Genomic DNA, 19,876 nt, shown 5'->3' with positions numbered 1-19,876 from the left:
TGTTATGTCGCGTCCTTCTGCCTATACCCATCTGCAAAGCCTGTTCCAGCGTTTACACGGTTACCGTCACCTGCTGGCCATGGCCCATTGGGATCAGGCTAGCATGATGCCAGTTGGCAGCATGGAAGCAAGAGCCAACGCGATCGCCGAGCTGGAATCTTTGTGTCATGAATCCCTGACTGCCCCGCAAACCGGGGACTGGATGGCAGAGGCTGCGCAGGAATCGCTGGATGAAGACGCTCGCGCCAATCTGCGCGAGATGCATCGCCAGTGGCAGCAGGCCAGTGTCCTTCCTGCGGATCTACTGCGCGCAAAAACCCTGGCGGGTGCCCGTTGCGAGCATGCCTGGCGGCAACAACGTCCGGCCAACGACTGGCAAGGCTTTGCCGCCAACTTGCGGGAAGTGGTGAATATCTCCCGGCAGGAAGCGCAATTACGCGCCGAAGCCCAAGGTTGCAGCCCCTACCAGGCGCTAATGAATCTGTATGAGCCGGGGATGACGACCGAACGGATTGATAGCCTCTTCAATGACATGAAAACCTGGCTGCCGGAGTTGATCACCACGGTTGTGGCCCGCCAGCGGGAAAATACCCTGATCCAGCCTCAAGGGCCTTTTGCCCCTGTTGCGCAGGAAACGCTGGGGCGAGAAATCATGGGCATACTGGGGTTTGATTTCGAGCGCGGCCGTCTGGATATTTCCACCCATCCTTTCTGCGGCGGTGTTCCCGAAGATGTCCGCATCACCACACGCTATAGCGACAGCGACTTTACCCAGAGCCTGATGGGGATTATTCACGAGACCGGCCACGCCCGTTATGAGCAGAACCTGCCCCGCCCGCTTCTTGGCCAGCCGGTGGCAGAAGCGCGCTCCATGGGCGTTCATGAATCACAAAGTCTGTTCTTTGAAATGCAGCTGGGGCGTCATCCGGCCTTCCTCACCAGCATCCTGCCCAAGATTCATCAGCACCTTGGCGAACGTGCAGGCATGGATGCAACCAATCTTCAGCGTTTGTATCGCCAGGTCGAACCGGGGCTGATTCGTGTTGATGCCGACGAAGTGACGTACCCCTGCCATGTCATCCTGCGTTATGAAATTGAGCGTGACCTGATTGAAGGCCGTCTGGAAGTGGATGATCTGCCCGAGGTATGGAACGACAAGATGCAGTCTTACCTTGGTCTCTCCACCGTCGGTGATTACCGTAATGGCTGCATGCAGGATATTCACTGGACTGACGGGGCGTTCGGCTATTTCCCCAGCTACACCCTCGGCGCACTGATTGCCGCACAACTGGCTGCCAGCATTCAGTCCCAGTTGGGAGACCTGGGCAGCCTGATTGAAAACGGTCGTCTTCACGAGGTATTTGGCTGGCTGAACAGCAACATCTGGTCGCAAGGCAGCCGCTACCCGACGGATGAACTATTGGAGCGCGCCACCGGCAGCACTCTGGATGCTCGTTTCTTCCACCAGCATCTGCGCCAGCGCTATCTGCAAGGCTGATATAACTCGCTGTTATTTATGAGTAATTTCAGGGGCGAAAAACGCCTCGCCCCTGAAATGAACTCAATTCAGTTAATTTCAACCCGCTAAAGTCTGCTATAGTGACCCTTTGCGCAGCTCAGCAATGCGTAGCTCGTTGGAGAAACTCTCCTTCACCAGTGATTTTTCTGTTCAGAGACTCTCATGACTATACTGCACGACCTTTCGCCTTCCCTGCTGTGGAAGCATTTTCAGATGCTGTGCAACACGCCTCGCCCTTCTGGCTATGAAGCGGCTCTGCGTGAGAAGCTGATTCGTTGGGCAGAAGAGCGTGGCCTGACGTGCGAAACCGATGATGCCGGTAACCTGTTGATCCGCAAGGCCGCCACCGCAGGCATGGAAGATCGCGCCAGTATCTGTCTGCAGGGGCACCTCGACATGGTGGCCCAGCAAAACGAAGGCACGAATCATGACTTCGTCTGCGATCCTATTCGCCCCCGCATTATCGACGGCTGGGTACATGCCAGCGATACCACACTCGGCGCTGACAACGGCATGGGCGTCGCGGCGGCGCTGGCCGTACTGGAAAGTACCGAGATTGCTCACGGCCCCATTGAAGCACTCTTCACCATTGAAGAAGAAACCAGCATGCGCGGCGCACTGGAGCTGAAAGCAGGCTGGCTGCGGAGTGATCTGCTGTTAAACCTTGATTCCGAAGACCGCGGCGAAGTCTATGTGGGCTGCGCAGGCGGTGCCGATGTGAATGTGCATCGCAACTTTCTGGAAAGCAGTATCCCTCAAGGCTGGACAGTTCAGCAGGTCGAAGTCAAAGGCCTGCGTGGTGGCCACTCCGGTCTGGACATTCACAAAGGTCTGGGCAACGCCAACCAGCTGTTGGTCAGACTGCTTATTGCACTGGGCGAACAGACCGGCTTCTCGCTGGTCAACTTTCACGGCGGCACCCTGCGTAATGCCCTGCCTCGTGAAGCCAGCGCACGCATTGCCCTGCCTGAAAGTTCGCTGGCCAGCCTCAGCCATCTCTGCCAGACCCTGGCGGCGCAGTATCAACAGGAGCTGAGCAGTGTGGATGCCAACGTTCACATTACCCAACTTCCTGCAGAAGGCAGCGCAGGCTTGAGTGAGGACGATACCCGCACACTACTGAATGCACTCTTTGCCGCACCCCACGGCGTGGAACGCATGAGCGCCGATGTACCGGGCGTGGTGGAAACCTCCAATAATCTTGGCGTCGTCAATCTGGCGTCCGGGAATTTCAGCGCCTGCTTACTGGTGCGCAGCCTGCGTGATGCATCAACCCGCACGCTGGCCGACCGCATCAAGGCGTTGTTTAGTCTGGCGGGCTGTACTGTCACCTCGGATAATGGTTACCCCGGCTGGACGCCCAACCCGGCCTCCCCCTTGCTGCAGCGTTTCCAGGCAGTTCATGCTGCCCGGTTTGGTCATGAGGCGGCGGTAAAAGTGATTCATGCCGGCCTTGAGTGCGGCATCATCGGCGCGATTTATCCGCAGATGGATATGGTTTCTTTCGGCCCGATTATCCGTGGCGCCCACTCACCTAACGAGCGGGTCGAAATCAGCTCTGTGGCCGCTTTCTGGGACTTACTGGTGGCATTGCTCGCCGATGCTCCCAAGGCGGCCTGACGCGCATCTGCACTGACATTGCCGCAACAAAAAAAGCCCTGACACTGTCAGGGCTTTTTTATTACCAATACTGAGTCAACTCAGGTCGCGCTGGTCTGAGTCAGCAGGGCAATCTGCTCATCTTTCAGCGTCAGGTTGACCGCATTCACCAGACTGGCCAGCTGCTTGTCATTAGTGGCACTGGCAATCGGAGCCGTCACGCCGGGACGATGAATCAGCCAGGAAAGCGCCACTTCAGCAGGCGTGGCTTTCTGCTCTTCTGCCACCTGATCCAGAGCACTGAGAATCGCTTTACCACGGTCATCCAGATACTTGCCGATGCTGCCACCACGGGCACTTTTGCCCAGATCCTCCGGCGAGCGATACTTACCCGAGAGGAAACCAGAGGCCAGACTGAAATAGGTAATGACACCGAGGCCTTCCTCGCGCGCCAGATCACGCAATGGGCCATCATAGTTGCTGCGATCATAGAGGTTATATTCCGGCTGCAAGGTCGCATAGCGTGGCAGCCCAAGTTCATCTGACACCTTCAGTGCCGAGCGCAGCTGAGACACGTTGTAGTTAGAGGCACCAATGGCGCGCACCTTACCGGCTTTGATCAGCTTCTCATAAGCACGCAGGGTTTCCTCATGAGGTGTATTGTCGTCCGGGCAGTGCGACTGATACAGGTCGATGTAATCCGTATTCAGTCGACGCAGTGAGTCTTCAATCGCCTGCTCAATCCACTTGGCGGACAGACCTTTCTTGCCATTACCCAGATCCCAGCCCACTTTGGTGAAGAGCTGGACCTTATCGCGCTTGGCAGGGTTTTCCCTGAGCCAGTGACCGATAATCGTTTCTGACTCCCCTCCCTGGTTACCGTCGACCCACAGGGAATAACAATCAGCGGTATCAATGGCATTGAGCCCGGACTCCACCACTGCATCAAGCATACGAAATGACGCCGACTCATCCAGCGTCCAGCCAAAGACATTGCCACCAAACACCAGAGGGACGATTGAAAGGCCTGACTGGCCAAGCGCACGTTGTTCCATTGATCTCTCTCCTCATGCCATTGCCGCGACATGCTGCATTGCAAAATCACTCCCTGTAGATAGCGCTTGTACTGCACTCTTGCCATGACACCTTGGGCTATTAACCCAAGGTTGAATATGGCTTTTCCGGCGCAAAGGAAGCGGAAGTGAAGATGTTATTGCTTTTGCTGCACTGCAAAAACAACCTCCCTGCCGCAAGAAAGTATAAGAATCCGCCTTTTTTCCGAATTTACCGCGATAGCGGTGTCACAGAGATGTCGTGAGAGTGCCATGGAATAGTCATGACCTGCTGTCAGACTGCCGCCACTGATGATCGAGCGGACACCCGTTGCCATGAAGAGCCCTACATTCAACAACAGGATTTACCCTGGCAGTTTTCGACTGGCCAGCACTCGTACGCTGGGGCTTTGTGCTCTGATCGTGCTGGTACTGGCAGGGTTGGCAGGACTTCGCCCGGAAGTCTCTGCTCCGGCAGCGCCACTGATGGTCAGCAGTGCCGCTCACCTGACAGACAGTGACTGGCAGCAGGCAATGGCACAAAGACACATGACAGCACTCACCCTGAACGAGCGCACTCATGGTCGCTGGGATATTCAGGCCAGCCTTGCTGATACTCAAAGCTTTGATGCGCTGGATCGCTGGGCACAGCAGCAGGGTTGGTGGGCAACCAGCTGGTCCTATACTCGACTTGGCTCTCAACGGGTGGTTCAGGCGGTGTTTATGCCGATGCCAGCAGCCCACTAAGCCGCTCGCCGCCTGCATTCAGAGACAAAAAAAGCAGCTTCATGCTGCTTTTTTATTGGGTCGATGATGGCTAATCAGTCTTCCTTGTTGAGCACTTTACTCAGGGAAGAGGCAAACCAGCCGTAAGAGAGATGCAGTAGGAACACCGCCACCAGCGAGATAATCAGAAAGGTGATCAGTACACCGCCTAATGGTTGCCCCGCCAGCTTCTGATGGAGTCCACCAGCCTGCCCTTCGGTCAGGAAAATGGCAAAGACACCGGCCAGCGTAAAGACCCAGACCGCCGCCAGCGAGCTAAAAACCAGCCGCCATTTCTCTGAGCGGTTGGGCGCACGTTGCTGGTCTTTCACAAAGCGGTAGACCGCAAAATACGAAGCCAGAAGCAGTGCCAACGCCGTGAGACTGGTGCCCACATGCAGCAGGTTCACAATCACCCAGACCACCATGGAAGCGATCACATAGGCGGTGGCGAACTTCATCAGATAGGGTGTCAAAGGGACTCGATCGGACATTGCTTCCTCCACAAAACCATTACCCCGTAAAACTGGGCGGCTAAGCTACCTTGCTGTAGGGAAAATGTCGAGTTTGAGGGGTGGAATAAAACAACCGGGACTCGGCCAATTCGCTTATTTTCCATTACCAATTCGCACATTTCGCGTATGATAGCGCCGCTTGCGCTACACAGAAGCATGATGTCCTGTGACGCGTCAAAGCCTTCCGCTCTTACTCATCATAAGGAACATGATTATGCGTTTTCTGCTGGCTCTGCTGATTCCCTGGCTGCAGTTTTTCACCATCGGCCGTCCTTTTGCGGGCATCATCTGTCTGCTACTACAGATCACCCTGATCGGCTGGATTCCAGCGGCAATCTGGTCTGTCTATGCACTCAGCCAATACAACACCGACAAGAAGATTCAGGCCGCCATGGGGCAGCGCGCACTCTGAGAGCCTGAAGCTTACTGAGTGACTGAGATAAAAAAAGGGACGTCCGAGGACGTCCCTTTTGGTCTTCACACACTTGTCATCACTGACAGGCTAAAGCTTACGCACTAGCCGGGACCCATCAGTTTGTTGGGAAGCCACAACACCAGATCCGGGAACAGCACACAGATAATCAGCACCAGCAGCTTGATCAGCACAAAAGGCGTAATCGAGCGGTAAATATCCATCATGGTGATACCCGGTGGTGCAATTCCCTTCAGATAGAACAACGCAAAGCCATAGGGCGGCGTTTGAATCGCAATCTCGATATTCAGAATCATCAGGATACCGAACCAGATCGGGTCATAGCCTAAACCCACTGCAATCGGGGTAAATATCGGCGCGCACATCAGTACGATGATGAACTCATCAATGATGAATCCCAGCAGCAACATGATGCCCTGCATCAGCAAAATCACACCCCAGGGCGGCAAGCCCAGATCCGCAGTGAATTGTGCGACCAGACTTTGTACACCCATCAGCAGATGGAAGTTACTGAAGACCGACGCACCGATGATGATCCACATGGCGACCGCCACCAGCAGCGCCGTTTCAACACCGGCAAGACGCAGGGTGGTCAGTTTGAAGCGCTTGTAGATCGCCGCCAGCACCAGCGCACCAATCACACCGATCGCACCGGATTCCGTTGGCGTCGCAATTCCGCCCATGATCGAGCCCAGTACCGCGACAATTAACAGCAGCGCCAGTCCGCCGTCTCGTACCGTTTTAAAACGCTCACGACCGGTGATCGGCGTCTCAGGTTCCGGATCCAGCGGCGCACGTTCAGGATTCAGCTTGCAGGAGATAATGATGTAACTGACAAAGAGCACAATGGCGATCAGCGCCGGCACAATGGCCGCAATAAAGAGCCTGCCGACAGAGTTCTGAGTCACGGCACTGAACATGATCATCGGCACGCTCGGCGGAATTAAAATCCCCAAGCCTCCACCTGCCATGATGACTCCCAGCGCCAGACGCTTGTCATAGCCGCGCTCCAGCATCGGCTTCAGCGCAATACTGCCGGACGTCATGATACCGGCACCGATAATGCCGACCATCGCACCTATCAGGGAACAGACGATAATCACACTGATCGCGAGCGAGCCGCGGACCCGACCTATCAGCATCTGGCTGGCGTTGAACATCGCCTCGCCAATGCCTGAGCGGGTGAGCAACTGCCCCATATAGATGTAAAGCGGAATCGACAGCAGGATAAAGCTGAAAAGGTTATCTTCCAGCGTGGTCGGCACGACATTAAACACCGCATCGCCCCAGGTGAAATATCCTACCGCCATGGCAATACCACCGAGCGCGAGACCTACCTGCGCACCGAGGGCAAAGCTTGCCAGAATGCAGACAAATAACAGACCCGTCAGCAGTTCAATACTCATCATGATGTCGCTCCTGCATCATGGTTGGCGTCCTGCGGATGGCTAAGCAGTGGGCGGTCACTGAACAGGCCCCAGAGGTTTTGCAGGAAGTCAGCCGAAAGCTGCAGCAGGAAAAGCGCTGAAGCGACACAAATCATCACCCAGAAATGAATCATGGACGGCGCCCATTCACTCTGGCGGCGGTAATCAAACTCGATCGCTTCCTCTACCTTGCCGATCGCCATGTAGAGCATGACCAACAGGAAAAATGCCGCCAGCACACAGCTGATCAGGCTAAAAAGACGTTGAATCCCGGGGGATACACGAAGATAAAGAATATCGACATTGATATGCGCCTTGCGCTGCTGGGCAAAGGCACCGCAGAGCGCGCCGATATAGCCAAACAGGAACAGCGAAACGTCATAGGCCCAGATCGTGGGATGGTTAAACAGGTAGCGGGAGACCACTTCGAAGGCCACCGTGACTGCAAGCACAGGGACCAGCAGGGAGACCAGATGCCCACAGAAGCTGACCAGGGTTTCTATCCCCAGGCACCAGAGGCGAAGTATTGAATAAAGCATAGCCGTAAGGCTCCTCCGTCAGAATTCCCGGCGCGTCCCTGCGCAAAGGGCGCCACGCAGGCGCCCGGGAGGGATCACTTGTTCTCGGTTTTCTCGAGGATGCTGACCAGTTCAGCACTGGTCTTGTCGCCCTGGGCATATTCTTCCCAGACCTTTTCGGCAGCGGCATGCCATGCGGCTTTGTCAGCCTCAGAAGGCTCCGGGCTCCACTTGAGGCCCTTGGCTTCCATGTCGGCCACCGCCTTGTCGACCCAGACAGTGGATTTATCCAATTGCTCCTGAGCATGACGGGCACCGGCGGTTTTGACGATAGCCTGCAGATCCGCAGGCAGGCTGTCCCAGACCTTTTTATTGATCACAATGGGCATCGCCTGCGCACCCGCCACCGGCAGGCGGTACATGTACTTGGCTACTTCGACGTGGTTACCGTCACGGTGATCAATCAGGTTGGAACCGATAGAGCCATCAATGACGCCGGTGGCCAGCGAGGTATAAATCTCATTCCAGGACAGCGCGACAGGAGAGGCGCCCAGTTCACGGAAGAATTTGCCGTAAGCACCCGGCGCACGAATTTTCAGACCTTTAAAGTCCGCTACCGAGTTAATGGGCTTCTTGGTGATGACATACACCGCAGGCTGGAAGTAGGTCTCAACCCACTCTACACCCTGACGGTTGTAGGCCTGCTGTAACAGTGGCTCCCAGCCATCTTCGTGAAACAGTGCGCTGAGTTTGGTTGCATCTGAAGTTGTACCTGGCAGGCCGATCTCAACGACACCGAACGGAATTTCACCGGCATGAGAAGGCTGGAAAATTGCGCCCATCTGCACCAGACCGGATTTAACCGCACCCAGTACACCCGCCTCACCCACGCCTTCGCCAGCGTACAGCATCTGGATTTTGATCCGGCCGTTGGACATGGCTTCGATGTTCTTGGCAAAGCTCTCATAGACTTCACCGTATGCCGTACCACGGGAGTACAGGTTGCTGAAACGCCAGTTATACACCTGCTCAGCCATCGCCTGAGTGGCGCAAATACCGGAGGCCAGGGCCAGCACAGATGCCATCACGGTCTTGCGTGCTGCATTCCACAAAGTTTTCATTGCTCGTTCGTCCCCAAAGGTTGGTCGTTAGGAAATATCGTCTGCAGGCGATTTTGTTATTGGTGTGCTTAGGGCAGGTGTTTTCGGGAGAATTGGCCCTGAACACCTTGGGGACGGGAGTCTGCAACAGCTTTTATACGTGGATAAATATAAAGCGATCTATTTTTACGTTTAGATCTATCAACCTATCAAACCCTGAATGCACCAGCATCGGGCAAAAAAAGTGATCACTTTTGGCCAAGCCACGCACGACGTGCCTCGCTCCTGTGTGATCACATTTCTCCAGCAAGATTCACTGGCTTTCTCTTTAGACCAAGGGATTACCTATAGAGAGAGCTACAACACCAGCCAGTACACCTGCAGTTAACCTGAGCGTTCCGGTGTTAGTTTCCCGAGAGTACCGCTTTGGCAAGAAGCTCCATAAACACATCTCTGGGCTTGTTAAGCCGACCATACTGTCGGGTTATCGCTGCGATACCCAGACGGTACATTCGCTCATTAGGTAACAACCGCTTAAGCCGGCCATCGCGCTCCCACTGACCAACATACTGCTCTGGTAAAAAGCCGATATAGGCACCGGATAACACCATGGCCGTGCGAGTTTCGTAGTAATAGGCGGAAGCCGCCTTAGTCAGACCCCGCAGCTGAACCGTCACGTCCGGGTTTGTCTGAATCCCGGCATGCACCAGGCGCTGCTGCTCCAGCCGCTCCCGAATCTCTTCGTTATCCTCCATCGCAAAGAGTGGGTGGGTATGGCTGCAGTAGAGGTAACAGGTTTCCTCATAGATCGGCTGGTAGGCCAGCCCTTCCAGCTCACGGTGATAGGGGATAAAGCCCACGTCAGCTTCTTCATTGAGGATGCGCCGCTCGATTTCATTCATCGGTGCCGTTTCAAAGTTGAGGTAGACATCCGGCGCTCTCTGGCAGAACTGCCCGAGCACTTCGGGGAAGGGACAGCGATCATCCAGACTGATGGTGTCACTGGCCACCAGGTTCAGCTCGCCGCTGACCTGTACGTGAAGGGCATTAACCGTGGAGCGAAAGTCCTCCATTTGTGAGAACAACCGGCGTACTGCATCATAAATGATCACCCCATCCTCGGTGAGTCCAAAACCGGAGCGCCCACGACTGCAAAGTGTCAGTTTCAGTCGCTGCTCCAGATTGGCCATGTGCACGCTGATGGTGGAGCGGCTTACGTTTAAGACCGTCTCCGCCGCTGAAAATCCGCCACATTCCACCACGGTTTTAAAGACCTTGAGCAGGCGGATTTCATAGTCCCCCACCTGTGCCAGCTTACCGACCCGGTCAGCCGTCGATGCCACCGCCATAGTTTTATACCTATCAATGTGAATTTTAATTCGTGGTTATTTATAAAACTTTATAGCAGCACCTATACTGCCTGCATAGCGTCACGCTGACGATTGCCTGTTTCTTGCAAGCCAGTCGCAGCCGCCCTCTGTTTTCAAGGAGCCCCACATGGCACAACCCTTTGCTCTGGACCGTTTTCTGCCGCTGTTGAATTCCTGCTGCACCCTGCAGGATGGCGTGCTGGTGTCTTCCTCTGCAGCGGAAGGGACCTTTGAAGTTCTGAACCCGGCGACCCAGGAAGTCATCGCCCGACTGGCCAATCAGACCGCTGCCGATACCGAAGAGGCGATTGACCGCGCAGAAGCCGCTCTGCCCGCATGGCGTGCCATGCCTGCCAAGTCACGCTCAGCGCTACTCAAGCAATGGTTCGCACTGATCCAGCAACATGCCGATGATCTGGCCCTGCTGATGACCCTTGAGCAGGGCAAACCTGTCGCCGAGGCACTGGGAGAAGTCCAGTACGGCGCATCCTTTATTGAATGGTTTGCCGAAGAAGCCAAGCGCGCCTATGGCGAAGTGATTCCCTCCCCCATGAGCAATCGTCGTCTGGTCACCGTTCGCCAGGGCATCGGCGTTGTGGCGGCGATTACCCCCTGGAACTTCCCTAATGCGATGATCACCCGCAAGGTGGCACCTGCGCTGGCCGCAGGCTGCACTATTGTGCTCAAGCCTTCCGAGGAAACTCCGCTCTCCGCCATCGCTTTGCTGACCCTGGCTCGCGAAGCCGGTATTCCCGAAGAGGTGTTTCAGCTGGTCATGAGCACCCGCGCCGCCGACATCGGCGATGTGATGTGCCACGACAGTCGCGTGCGCAAGCTGACCTTCACCGGCTCCACCCCGGTCGGCAAGCTGCTGATGCGCCAGTGTGCTGATACCGTGAAGAAGCTGGGCCTGGAGCTTGGCGGTAACGCGCCCTTTATCGTCTTTGATGACGCGGATATTGATGCCGCTATCAAGGGCCTGATGCTGGCCAAGTTCCGCAATGCCGGTCAGACCTGCATTTGCGCCAACCGCGTTCTGGTCCAGGACGGCATTTATGACACCTTTGCAGAGCGTCTGGCACAGGCGATGGATGCACTCACTGTCGGCAATGGAACCGAGCAAGGCATCACCACTGGCCCGCTGATCAACGAGCGCGCCGTGGCAAAAGTCGAGCGACTGGTGAATGAGGCTCGCGAAGCCGGGGCAAAAGTCATCCGAGGCGGTCAGCGCGACAGCAGCGGACAGGGTTTCTATGTACCAACGCTTGTGACCCAGGCAACTGCCGATATGAGTTTATGCAGAGAAGAAATTTTTGGTCCGGTGGCGCCCTTGATTCGCTTCAGCACTGAAGAAGAGGCCGTGGCCATCGCCAACGATACGCCCTTTGGCCTTGCGGCCTATTTCTACAGCCGCGATATCGGTCGTGCCTGGCGTGTGGGTGAAGCGCTGGAATACGGCATGGTCGGCATCAACGAAGGCGGCATCTCCAACGAAGTCGCTCCCTTTGGTGGCGTCAAAGAGTCCGGCCTCGGCCGCGAAGGATCACGTCATGGCCTCGAAGAGTTCATGGAAATCAAATACCTGTGCATGGGCGGCGTATAAGCCCACGACTTTCCGGCCATCCGCGTGATGGCGATATCTGGAGCAAGACAATGACTAATGCAGAACTGCAGCAACGCAAAGACGCCGTAATTGCACGCGGCATGGGTAACATGGCGCCGATTTATGTCGAGCGCGCCCTGAACGCGGAAGTCTGGGACGTGGAAGGCAAGCGTTATATCGACTTCGGCGCAGGCATCGCGGTGGTCAACACCGGCCACTGTCACCCCAAAGTCATGGCCGCCGCCAAAGCACAGCTTGAGAAAGTCACCCACACCTGCATGACCGTGACACCTTATAAGGAAGTCGTTGAACTGGCTGAAAAACTGGTCAGGATTGCTCCGGGCGCCACACCCAAGAAGGCGATGTTTGTCAGCACTGGCGCCGAAGCCGTCGAGAACGCAGTAAAAATTGCCCGTGCCTACACAGGCCGCAGTGGCGTTATCGCCTTTGATGGCGGCTTTCACGGTCGCACGAATATGACCATGGGCCTGACCGGTAAAGTGCTGCCCTACAAAGCAGGCTTTGGGCCTTTCCCCAATGACATCTATCGCATTCCCTACCCGAATGCGCTGCACGGCGTGAGTGAAGAAGAGTCCTTTAAAGCACTGGCCATGCGCTTTAAAACCGACATTGAGCCTGCACGCGTTGCCGCCATCATTATTGAACCGGTGCAGGGCGAAGGGGGTTTCTACCGTGCGCCCGCAAGCTTCCTGCAGAAACTGCGCAGCCTCTGTGATGAACACGGCATTATGCTGATCTGTGATGAAATCCAGACCGGATTTGCCCGCACTGGCAAAATGTTTGCCACCGAATATGCGGGTATTGAGCCGGATCTCATGACGATGGCCAAAGGGATTGCCGGTGGCTTCCCACTGTCAGCGGTCGTCGGCAAGGCAGAAGTGATGGATGCCGCAAATCCTGGTGGTTTGGGCGGTACCTATGCGGGCTCGCCCGTGGCTTGTGCGGCAGCGTTGGCGGTACTGGATGTTATCGCGGAGGAGAAACTCTGTGAGCGCGCCCTGTCACTGGGTGAACAAATGACCGGCCATCTGAATACGATCAAGGCCAGGCATCCCGACCGCGTCGGCGATATCCGAAACCTTGGCGCCATGATCGCCGTGGAATTTATCCGCAATGGCGATATCAATCAGCCGGATGCCGAGCTGACCAAAGCACTTTCTGCCGAGGCGGCCAAACGAGGCCTGATTTTGCTGAGCTGCGGCATCCGCGCCAACGTTATCCGTTTCCTGCCAGCATTGACCGCACCAACGGATATTGTTGATGAAGGCATGAATCTCTTGGCCGCACTGGTCGATGAACTGGCGTAAGCCAACCACGCTACAGCACGTTTCTTGACACCCTTTCAGGCGCCCTCTGTGGCGCCTTTTTTATCGCTCCCGTTGAAACAGATCCTGCGTTGCCGAAACGCACTGTTAAGGAAGTTTCAGCTTTCCTCCTTGAGAATAGCGATCCAACGCAGCAGGAATTATCGGTATGGAAAACGGATTTGTGGCTCCACCGTCATCCGGTAGTTCTACTGCGCCATGCAAAGGGAAACACTTGCATCAGCAGTACTCGGGGTGGCAACCGGAGAGCAAAAGGAGTGTGGAAAATGAATAAATCACTGATTGTCGGAATTGTTGTAGGTGCTATCGGCGTAACCGCAGGCGGCGCCATCGGCGGCTACCAATATTTCAGCCAACCAGAGCAACCTACCGTCGCTCAGATCACTAACGTTGAGAAACTGACCCAAACGCAGAATAACCCACGTGAGGTCTGTGAAAACAAGGTCGTCACTCATCAAAAACCCGTGCAGGATCAACACCGCATCACCGGTACAGTCGTCGGTGCGCTGGCAGGTGGTCTGCTGGGTAATCAGGTCGGTGGTGGTAACGGTAAAAAACTCGCCACCATCGCTGGTGCTGCCGCCGGGGGTTATGCAGGTAACCAGGTTCAGCAAAACATGCAGAACAGCGATACCTATACGACCAACGAGCGTGAGTGCCATACCGTTCAAGACAGCAAAACTGTCGTCACCGGCTACAAGGTGACCTACAAACTGGGCGATGGCACCGGTCATGTCACTATGGATCACAAACCCCAGGGTGACACCATCCCTGTGCGTAATGGGGAACTGGTGCTTAACGAAGGCTAAGTACTTTTATCAGGACAGAGTAAAAGGCAGATCAGTGATCTGCCTTTTTTTATCGGCTATATCTGCGCCTGCTGCTTGCCATAAGCACGAAGAAAGGCAGTCACCACACGCTCCACAATCAAATCCTGCTCTTCCAGCTCCGCAGACTGGGGACAGAAAAGCTGGTACATCATGGCTTCACTGTCGAGCATGCCGCGAAAATGTCGGGAAAGTATCCGAGGCGAGCCGCCGCACAGCAAACCCTTATCGCAAAGTTGTTCAAAGAAGTGGTCTGTTTCTTCGAAGGCATACTGGTAAGGCTGCTTATCCGATGGTTCCTCAGCCTCTTTGGAACGACTCTCCAGCCGGGAACCAATCAATAGCGCGCGCGCCGTGAGCAATCTTGAAGAGAGCAATAGCGTCAGCATCATTTTACCAAGCGCTGAGAGTGCGGCCTTGGCGTCACTTTCCTGCGCATACTGCTCACGCAGGGAGGCCACTGCGCGGTTCGCCATGCGTCTGAATACTTCCAGATACAGCTCTTCCTTCTTTGGGAAGTAAGAATACAGCGTTGCCCGTGAGCCACCGGCACTGGCGGAAATCTGAGCCATTGATACCTGTTCATAGCCTTGCTGATCAAAAAGCTGCTCGGCGATGTCCAAAAAATGTTCACGGCGCTCAAGGGTCTTACTTCTCATGGGTACATCCTCTTCTGCCGGGAAGCTGCCCAGACCTTCGGGCGTATAAAGTCTTTAACACCGGCCAGACATAAGTGGGGCAACATTGTCCTTGTCAGAAGAGAGTAAAAAGGAACATTCTTTTCTGGTCAGTACTGCAAATTTCCACATTATCTTTGCATCGACTTAAAGTAGACTGTACCGACCAGTTTGATTTAAGAGTGGCGATTAGTATTTAAGCGCTCGCCGCCCTGCATTCATAGGATTTGCTATGTCCTCCGATGACGTTTCCAACACCGACAACAATACACCTGAAGAGTCAGGTATTAATGCGACAGCTCGCCCGGCAACCCGCAAGCGATTACTGACCCTGTTACTCGGCGCCGTGGTTCTGTCCGCCGGAGGCTATGGGCTTTGGTGGTATTTGCACGGAGCGCATGTCGTCACCACCGACAACGCCTACGCCCATGCCGAGAATGCCGAAGTGACTCCCGCAGTCGGTGGCACCATAGCAAAGGTGAATGTCAGCGATACCCAGACGGTCCATCAGGGAGATGTTCTGGTTCAAATTGATGATGCCGATGCCAAACTGGCGCTGACTCAGGCAGAAGCACAACTGGCCAGTGCTATCCGCAAGGTTGAAGGCTATTACGCCAATGACGATACACTCAAGGCTCAGGAGCAATCCGCTGCGGCAAGTCAGCAGCAGGCAGCAGCTCAGTTGGAATCGGCAGAGGCTGACTTTGAACGGGCGCGAACGGACCTTCGGCGCCGCCAAAGCCTGAAAGGCACCGGCTCCATTTCCGGAGATGAACTGACCCGTGCAGAAAATGCCTTTGCCAACGCCAAGGCCGCACTCTCCAACGCTAAAGCCGCGAAAGCACAGGCTGATGCGCAGGTTGCAGCCTCAAAAGGACAGCGTGAGGCCAATGAGGTGATGATCCGCAATACCAGCGTCGATACTCATCCGGAAGTCGAACTGGCCAGAGCACGACGCGATGCGGCAAAGCTCGATCTTGAGCGTACCACAATCAAAGCGCCCATGGATGGCATTGTCGCGAAGCGCAATGTGCAGGTGGGAGAGCGTATTCAGGCGGGTACGCCGCTCATGTCGATCGTTCCGGTAAGCCGCATCTTCGTGGATGCCAACTTTAAGGAAGATGAACTGCCGGAGGTCCGTGTTGGCCAACCCGTGACAGTGACTTCAGACCTTTACGGCGACGATGTGGTCTTTCACGGCACGGTTACCGGGCTTTCCGGCGGCACAGGCAGCGCCTTCGCCGCAATTCCTGCCCAGAATGCCACGGGCAACTGGATTAAGGTGGTACAGCGTCTGCCTGTGCGCATCGAGCTGAAAGAGGCTGAATTAGCCAAACATCCGTTACGTGTCGGCCTCTCAATGACCGTCACAATCGATACCAGCGTGACGTCTTCCAATGAGTAACACGGTCAACGCTATTGGCGACAAGCCATTGGAGGGCGGCCAGCTCTGGATGGCGGCTTTGTTACTAGCGACTGCGAACTTCATCGCGGTACTGGATATGACGATTGCCAACGTTTCGGTTCCGCACATTGCCGGCAGTCTCAGCGCCACCACCAGCCAGGGTACTTACGTCATTACATCCTATGCCGTTGCCGAGGCAATTACCGTCCCACTCACTGGCTGGTTTGCCAGTCGCTTCGGTACGGTTCGAGTCTTCTGTATAGCCATGGTGATGTTTGGCATCTGCTCCGCTCTCTGTGGACTGGCGGACTCCTTGGGCATGCTGATCGCAGCCCGTGTTCTTCAAGGTCTGGCGGGTGGCCCCTTGATGCCTCTGTCGCAAACGCTTTTGCTGCGTATATTCCCCAAAGAAAAGACTGGCGCTGCCATGGGCCTCTGGGCCATGACAACCCTCACCGCGCCCATACTTGGCCCGATTATGGGCGGCTGGCTGTGTGACACGCTTTCCTGGCCCGCTATATTTCTGATCAACGTACCTATTGCTCTGCCCTGCGGCTATCTGGCCTGGCGCATGGTCAAGCGTTACGAGACCAAAACCCTGCGCCTGCCTATTGATATTGTGGGTTTGGTACTACTGATCGTCTGGGTTGGCGCACTGCAGATCATGCTGGATGAGGGGAAAAATCTGGACTGGTTTGCCTCGACGGAAATCTGCATTCTTGCCGTGGTCGCAGTCATAGGTTTTATCGCATTTCTTATCTGGGAGCTGACAGATGCGCACCCGGTGGTCGATTTGCGAGTCTTTCGCCATCGAGGCTTCAGCGTCTCAGTGGTGGCGATAGCACTGGGCTTCGGCGCCTTCTTTGCGGCCAATGTATTAACACCGCTGTGGCTTCAGACCTTTATGGGCTATACCGCTACCTGGTCAGGAAAAACCACCGCCTGGATGGGTGTGCTTGCCGTGATGGCAGCGCCCTTTGCTGCGGGGCTTTCTACCAAACTTGACCCTCGAAAGCTCGCATTCTTCGGTATTCTCTGGCTTGGTATCTTCACTTTCATACGCGCATTCAGTACGACAGACATGACGTACTGGCACGTCGCCCTACCGCTGTTCATCATGGGGCTGGGCATGCCATTCTTCTTTATGCCACTGAATACACTTGCCTTAAGTAGTGTCGAGGAAAGGGAGACAGCATCTGCAGCGGGGCTTCTTAACTTCCTTAGGACGCTGTCAGGCGCTTTCGCCACCTCACTTGTAACCACAGAATGGGAAAACACTATTACCACCAAGCATGCCGAGCTGGTGGGTTTGGCAGATCCGGGGAACGCTATTCTGAATGAGCTACAGCAAAGTGGCATGAATTACGAGGCAGCACTAAACACGGTGGATAATCTCATTTCCTCTCAGGGAGTTATGCTCGCCACCAACGATGTCATGCTGATCACCTCTTTCACCTTTATCTTTGCGGCGCTATCCGTATGGTTAGCTCCCAAGCCTCAGCATCTGGTGAGTCCGGCAGAAGGCGGGCACTAAGGGCAGGAGATCGTCGCATCCAGAGAGTCAACAAATGCTTTGGAATCCACGAAGGCATCATTAAGGAAACGTAGCGGATAGGCCAGGCCACCGACTAGGCGAGTGTGGTTGGTGCCTTTGTACTCCTTAAGAACCACCGAATCACCAAGTTCCTTGAGCTTTTTGGCCATCCGCTGACTATGAAAAGGACCGACTGTGCTGTCGTCCAAGCCATGAAGCAGTAATGCCGGCGGCATATCAGCGTGAGCAAGCGCTAATGGGTTGGCCTCGTTGCCCTGAACATGCTGAAACTTGTCCACCACCAAGGGATCTTCCAAAGGAAGGTCGTATGGCCCCGCCATGCCAATCCAGCCCAACACCTCTCCACTAAAGCCTGCGTCATCAAGATAGGCTGTATTCGTCACCAGCATGCCAACGGTGTGGGCTCCCGCGGAATGCCCGACCAAAATGATTCTGCCGGGAGTAGCGCAGGTATTATTTTTTAGGGCATCTGGTAGCGAGGCTACAGCGCTGGCGATATCTGTTTCAAAGGTAGGAAATTGGCCCTCAGGATATAGCCGATAATTCGGAATCACCGTCACAAACCCCAGGGAGGCAAAAGCTTCACCCACAAACGGATACTGCGACTTGTCCCCACTTGCCCAAGAACCACCATGAACAAATACGATGACGGCACTGTGCTTCTGCTTCACGGGCGTGTAGATATCCATCGTTTGCCTGGACTCTGTTCCGTAGGGCACATCCTGGGAGAGGGTGTAGCTATCTTCAGGAGTTAAGGCATTAACCACTTTTACGGGGCTGCATGCAGCAAGCCCGCCGATGACTGCAAGCAAAGCAAGACAACCGGCTACCAGCTTCATAAACACCCAAACCTCCTTATCATCTCTACCACTCCTGAACGAAGGCCAATGAAGTTGACGCTTCAGAATCAGCCTGTGCTAACCTGTACGTTCACTTTACTGTTTTGGAGCATTACGCCCTTGTCCTCTGAGCCTTCCAGGCAATCTCCACGCTGGACTGCAGTAGCGGTTATCATTGCACTGATCATTATTGGCTGGGTAATTTTTGGACTGCATTCACAAACAACCGTCATTGTGAATGGTCAGGAGTTACATGGCTGGGATAAGTTTTTAGCCTCAATGGGCGGCGGGCTCTTTACTCTCTTTTTCTTTATCTTCGGAGTGGCGTTTATTGGTCTTGCTATTATTGGCACATCACTACTGATAATGGGCCTTATGGCGCTGGGTTTGGTGCTCATGACCTTTATGATCGCGCCCTCTATTCTGCCCTGGCTTCTTGGCCTGCTGGTTCTGCTCTGGATTACCCGTAAGGGCGGCAAATAAGCTCACCAGAAATTACAATCCAGACATACTTCATTAAAGCATCACCCAGGTATACGAAACGCTGCAATAAGGCGCAAAAGTCATCTTTGCCGCGAAATGAATCACTTTCATAATTTCTCAACTAAGATTGTCAATGATTCAACTCGAAGAATCATGTTGAGAGGTTGCGATGCTGACACGCGTTCTACCATCCCTGCTATCTGCAGCTGTACTTTTCACATGCCAACCAGCAGGTGCAGATGAAAGCCCATCGACTCAATCTGTCATTCTCACGCTTCACCCTCTGGCAAAGCCGGAGATTGCACTTTCGCTCGAAGATCTAGAAAGACTGCCACATAAAACAATTGAAGCGTATTTTCCAAACTTGGGTGACTCTAATAAGAGTTCACAGTGGGAAGGCGTTCCACTCAGTGAGCTTACAAATAATATGGGCTCAGGCTCAGGCGTAACCGTTGAGGCTCTGAACAATTACTCCCAATTCATTCCACTCTCAGACATCATTAACTACGATCCAGTGCTGGCTTATAAGCGTGATGGACAGTACATGTCAGTCCGCCATTTTGGGCCACTAATTGTGATTTATCCTCTTGCTAACAATCCGTCACTGGTAAGCAGAGATACTCTAAGCAAGATGGTCTGGCAGGTCAGTGAAATCACCATGGAAAGTGCGGAATAAAAGACTTTTGACTGCACAGCTCTGGAGAGGGAAAAGTTCTCAGCAAGCGCCTTTGCCTTTTTCCAAGCATAAAAAAACACCCTGACCATCTCTGATCAGGGTGTCGGTGTTGGATGCCTGGCAATGACCTACTCTCACATGGGGAAACCCCACACTACCATCGGCGC

19 protein-coding genes are annotated in these 19,876 nt (G+C 54.6%); 11 read left to right on the top strand and 8 right to left on the bottom strand.

Annotated features, from left to right (window positions below):
- Positions 1–4 precede the first annotated feature (4 nt).
- Together ACKC9G_RS12035 and ACKC9G_RS12030 are read left to right on the top strand one after the other, a co-directional pair.
- On the top strand, positions 5–1,498 hold the full coding sequence (locus tag ACKC9G_RS12035; protein WP_411405653.1) for a carboxypeptidase M32: 1,494 nt from the start codon (positions 5–7) through the stop codon (positions 1,496–1,498).
- Positions 1,499–1,681: 183 nt separating this feature from the next.
- Entirely contained in the window at positions 1,682–3,139 is a 1,458-nt protein-coding gene (locus ACKC9G_RS12030) for an aminoacyl-histidine dipeptidase (RefSeq protein WP_411405651.1), read from the top strand.
- Positions 3,140–3,219: 80 nt separating this feature from the next.
- Here the strand turns inward: ACKC9G_RS12030 and ACKC9G_RS12025 are convergent, their stop codons facing one another.
- Positions 3,220–4,173, bottom strand: a complete 954-nt coding sequence (locus ACKC9G_RS12025; RefSeq protein WP_411405649.1) for an aldo/keto reductase — start codon at positions 4,171–4,173, stop codon at positions 3,220–3,222.
- Positions 4,174–4,506: 333 nt separating this feature from the next.
- Here ACKC9G_RS12025 and ACKC9G_RS12020 point away from each other — a divergent pair, with 333 nt between their 5' ends.
- Positions 4,507–4,917 (top strand): hypothetical protein, encoded by a 411-nt coding sequence (locus ACKC9G_RS12020; RefSeq protein WP_411405647.1) that lies wholly within the window; start codon positions 4,507–4,509, stop codon positions 4,915–4,917.
- A 74-nt stretch (positions 4,918–4,991) separates the two neighbouring features.
- Here ACKC9G_RS12020 and ACKC9G_RS12015 read toward each other — a convergent pair whose 3' ends face one another.
- The gene (locus tag ACKC9G_RS12015) at positions 4,992–5,429 is read right to left on the bottom strand and encodes an ABZJ_00895 family protein (protein WP_411405646.1); all 438 of its coding nucleotides are present in this window, start codon (positions 5,427–5,429) and stop codon (positions 4,992–4,994) included.
- A 235-nt stretch (positions 5,430–5,664) separates the two neighbouring features.
- Between ACKC9G_RS12015 and ACKC9G_RS12010 the strand changes: the two genes are divergently transcribed.
- The gene (locus tag ACKC9G_RS12010; RefSeq protein WP_411405645.1) at positions 5,665–5,862 is read left to right on the top strand and encodes a YqaE/Pmp3 family membrane protein; all 198 of its coding nucleotides are present in this window, start codon (positions 5,665–5,667) and stop codon (positions 5,860–5,862) included.
- Positions 5,863–5,966: 104 nt separating this feature from the next.
- On the opposite strand, the gene ACKC9G_RS12005 is transcribed toward ACKC9G_RS12010, so the two are convergent.
- From ACKC9G_RS12005 to ACKC9G_RS11990, 4 genes are all read right to left on the bottom strand, one after another.
- A complete protein-coding gene (locus ACKC9G_RS12005) occupies positions 5,967–7,292 on the bottom strand; it encodes a TRAP transporter large permease (protein WP_411405643.1) in 1,326 nt (441 codons plus the stop codon).
- Positions 7,289–7,849 carry a TRAP transporter small permease subunit gene (locus tag ACKC9G_RS12000; protein WP_411405641.1) on the bottom strand — a complete coding sequence of 187 codons (561 nt, stop codon included), beginning with the start codon at positions 7,847–7,849 and terminating at the stop codon, positions 7,289–7,291. Before ACKC9G_RS12000 ends, ACKC9G_RS12005 begins: the two co-directional genes overlap by 4 nt.
- A 74-nt stretch (positions 7,850–7,923) precedes the next feature.
- A complete protein-coding gene (locus tag ACKC9G_RS11995; RefSeq protein ID WP_411405639.1) occupies positions 7,924–8,949 on the bottom strand; it encodes a TRAP transporter substrate-binding protein in 1,026 nt (341 codons plus the stop codon).
- Between the two features lie 383 nt (positions 8,950–9,332).
- Complete coding sequence (locus ACKC9G_RS11990; RefSeq protein ID WP_411405637.1) at positions 9,333–10,277, bottom strand: LysR family transcriptional regulator; 945 nt, start codon at positions 10,275–10,277, stop codon at positions 9,333–9,335.
- A 148-nt stretch (positions 10,278–10,425) separates the two neighbouring features.
- Here ACKC9G_RS11990 and ACKC9G_RS11985 point away from each other — a divergent pair, with 148 nt between their 5' ends.
- The 3 genes from ACKC9G_RS11985 (at position 10,426) to ACKC9G_RS11975 (ending at position 14,056) form a co-directional block, all read left to right on the top strand.
- A complete protein-coding gene (locus ACKC9G_RS11985; protein ID WP_411405635.1) occupies positions 10,426–11,901 on the top strand; it encodes an NAD-dependent succinate-semialdehyde dehydrogenase in 1,476 nt (491 codons plus the stop codon).
- 50 nt (positions 11,902–11,951) lie between these two features.
- Positions 11,952–13,229 carry a 4-aminobutyrate--2-oxoglutarate transaminase gene (gabT, locus tag ACKC9G_RS11980; RefSeq protein WP_411405633.1) on the top strand — a complete coding sequence of 426 codons (1,278 nt, stop codon included), beginning with the start codon at positions 11,952–11,954 and terminating at the stop codon, positions 13,227–13,229.
- Between the two features lie 284 nt (positions 13,230–13,513).
- Entirely contained in the window at positions 13,514–14,056 is a 543-nt protein-coding gene (locus ACKC9G_RS11975) for a glycine zipper 2TM domain-containing protein (protein WP_411405631.1), read from the top strand.
- Between the two features lie 56 nt (positions 14,057–14,112).
- On the opposite strand, the gene ACKC9G_RS11970 is transcribed toward ACKC9G_RS11975, so the two are convergent.
- Complete coding sequence (locus ACKC9G_RS11970) at positions 14,113–14,733, bottom strand: TetR/AcrR family transcriptional regulator (protein WP_411405629.1); 621 nt, start codon at positions 14,731–14,733, stop codon at positions 14,113–14,115.
- A gap of 250 nt (positions 14,734–14,983) precedes the next feature.
- Here ACKC9G_RS11970 and ACKC9G_RS11965 point away from each other — a divergent pair, with 250 nt between their 5' ends.
- On the top strand, positions 14,984–16,156 hold the full coding sequence (locus ACKC9G_RS11965) for an efflux RND transporter periplasmic adaptor subunit (protein WP_411405627.1): 1,173 nt from the start codon (positions 14,984–14,986) through the stop codon (positions 16,154–16,156).
- Positions 16,149–17,690 carry a DHA2 family efflux MFS transporter permease subunit gene (locus ACKC9G_RS11960; RefSeq protein WP_411405625.1) on the top strand — a complete coding sequence of 514 codons (1,542 nt, stop codon included), beginning with the start codon at positions 16,149–16,151 and terminating at the stop codon, positions 17,688–17,690. The genes ACKC9G_RS11965 and ACKC9G_RS11960 overlap by 8 nt, the downstream gene beginning before the upstream one ends.
- Here ACKC9G_RS11960 and ACKC9G_RS11955 read toward each other — a convergent pair.
- Entirely contained in the window at positions 17,687–18,550 is an 864-nt protein-coding gene (locus ACKC9G_RS11955; protein WP_411405623.1) for an alpha/beta hydrolase, read from the bottom strand. The two genes, ACKC9G_RS11960 and ACKC9G_RS11955, sit on opposite strands and share 4 nt — an antisense overlap.
- A 48-nt stretch (positions 18,551–18,598) precedes the next feature.
- On the opposite strand from ACKC9G_RS11955, the gene ACKC9G_RS11950 reads away from it, so the two are divergent.
- Both ACKC9G_RS11950 and ACKC9G_RS11945 read left to right on the top strand, forming a co-directional pair.
- Positions 18,599–19,033, top strand: coding sequence for a hypothetical protein (locus ACKC9G_RS11950; RefSeq protein ID WP_411405621.1), 435 nt, complete (start codon positions 18,599–18,601; stop codon positions 19,031–19,033).
- A gap of 169 nt (positions 19,034–19,202) precedes the next feature.
- Positions 19,203–19,709 (top strand): molybdopterin-dependent oxidoreductase, encoded by a 507-nt coding sequence (locus tag ACKC9G_RS11945; RefSeq protein ID WP_411405619.1) that lies wholly within the window; start codon positions 19,203–19,205, stop codon positions 19,707–19,709.
- Positions 19,710–19,876: the final 167 nt, after the last annotated feature.

It is taken from the genome of Pokkaliibacter sp. CJK22405 (genome assembly GCF_046614695.1).
Taxonomy (GTDB): domain Bacteria; phylum Pseudomonadota; class Gammaproteobacteria; order Pseudomonadales; family Balneatricaceae; genus Pokkaliibacter.
This window is presented reverse-complemented; position numbering and strand designations above follow the sequence as displayed.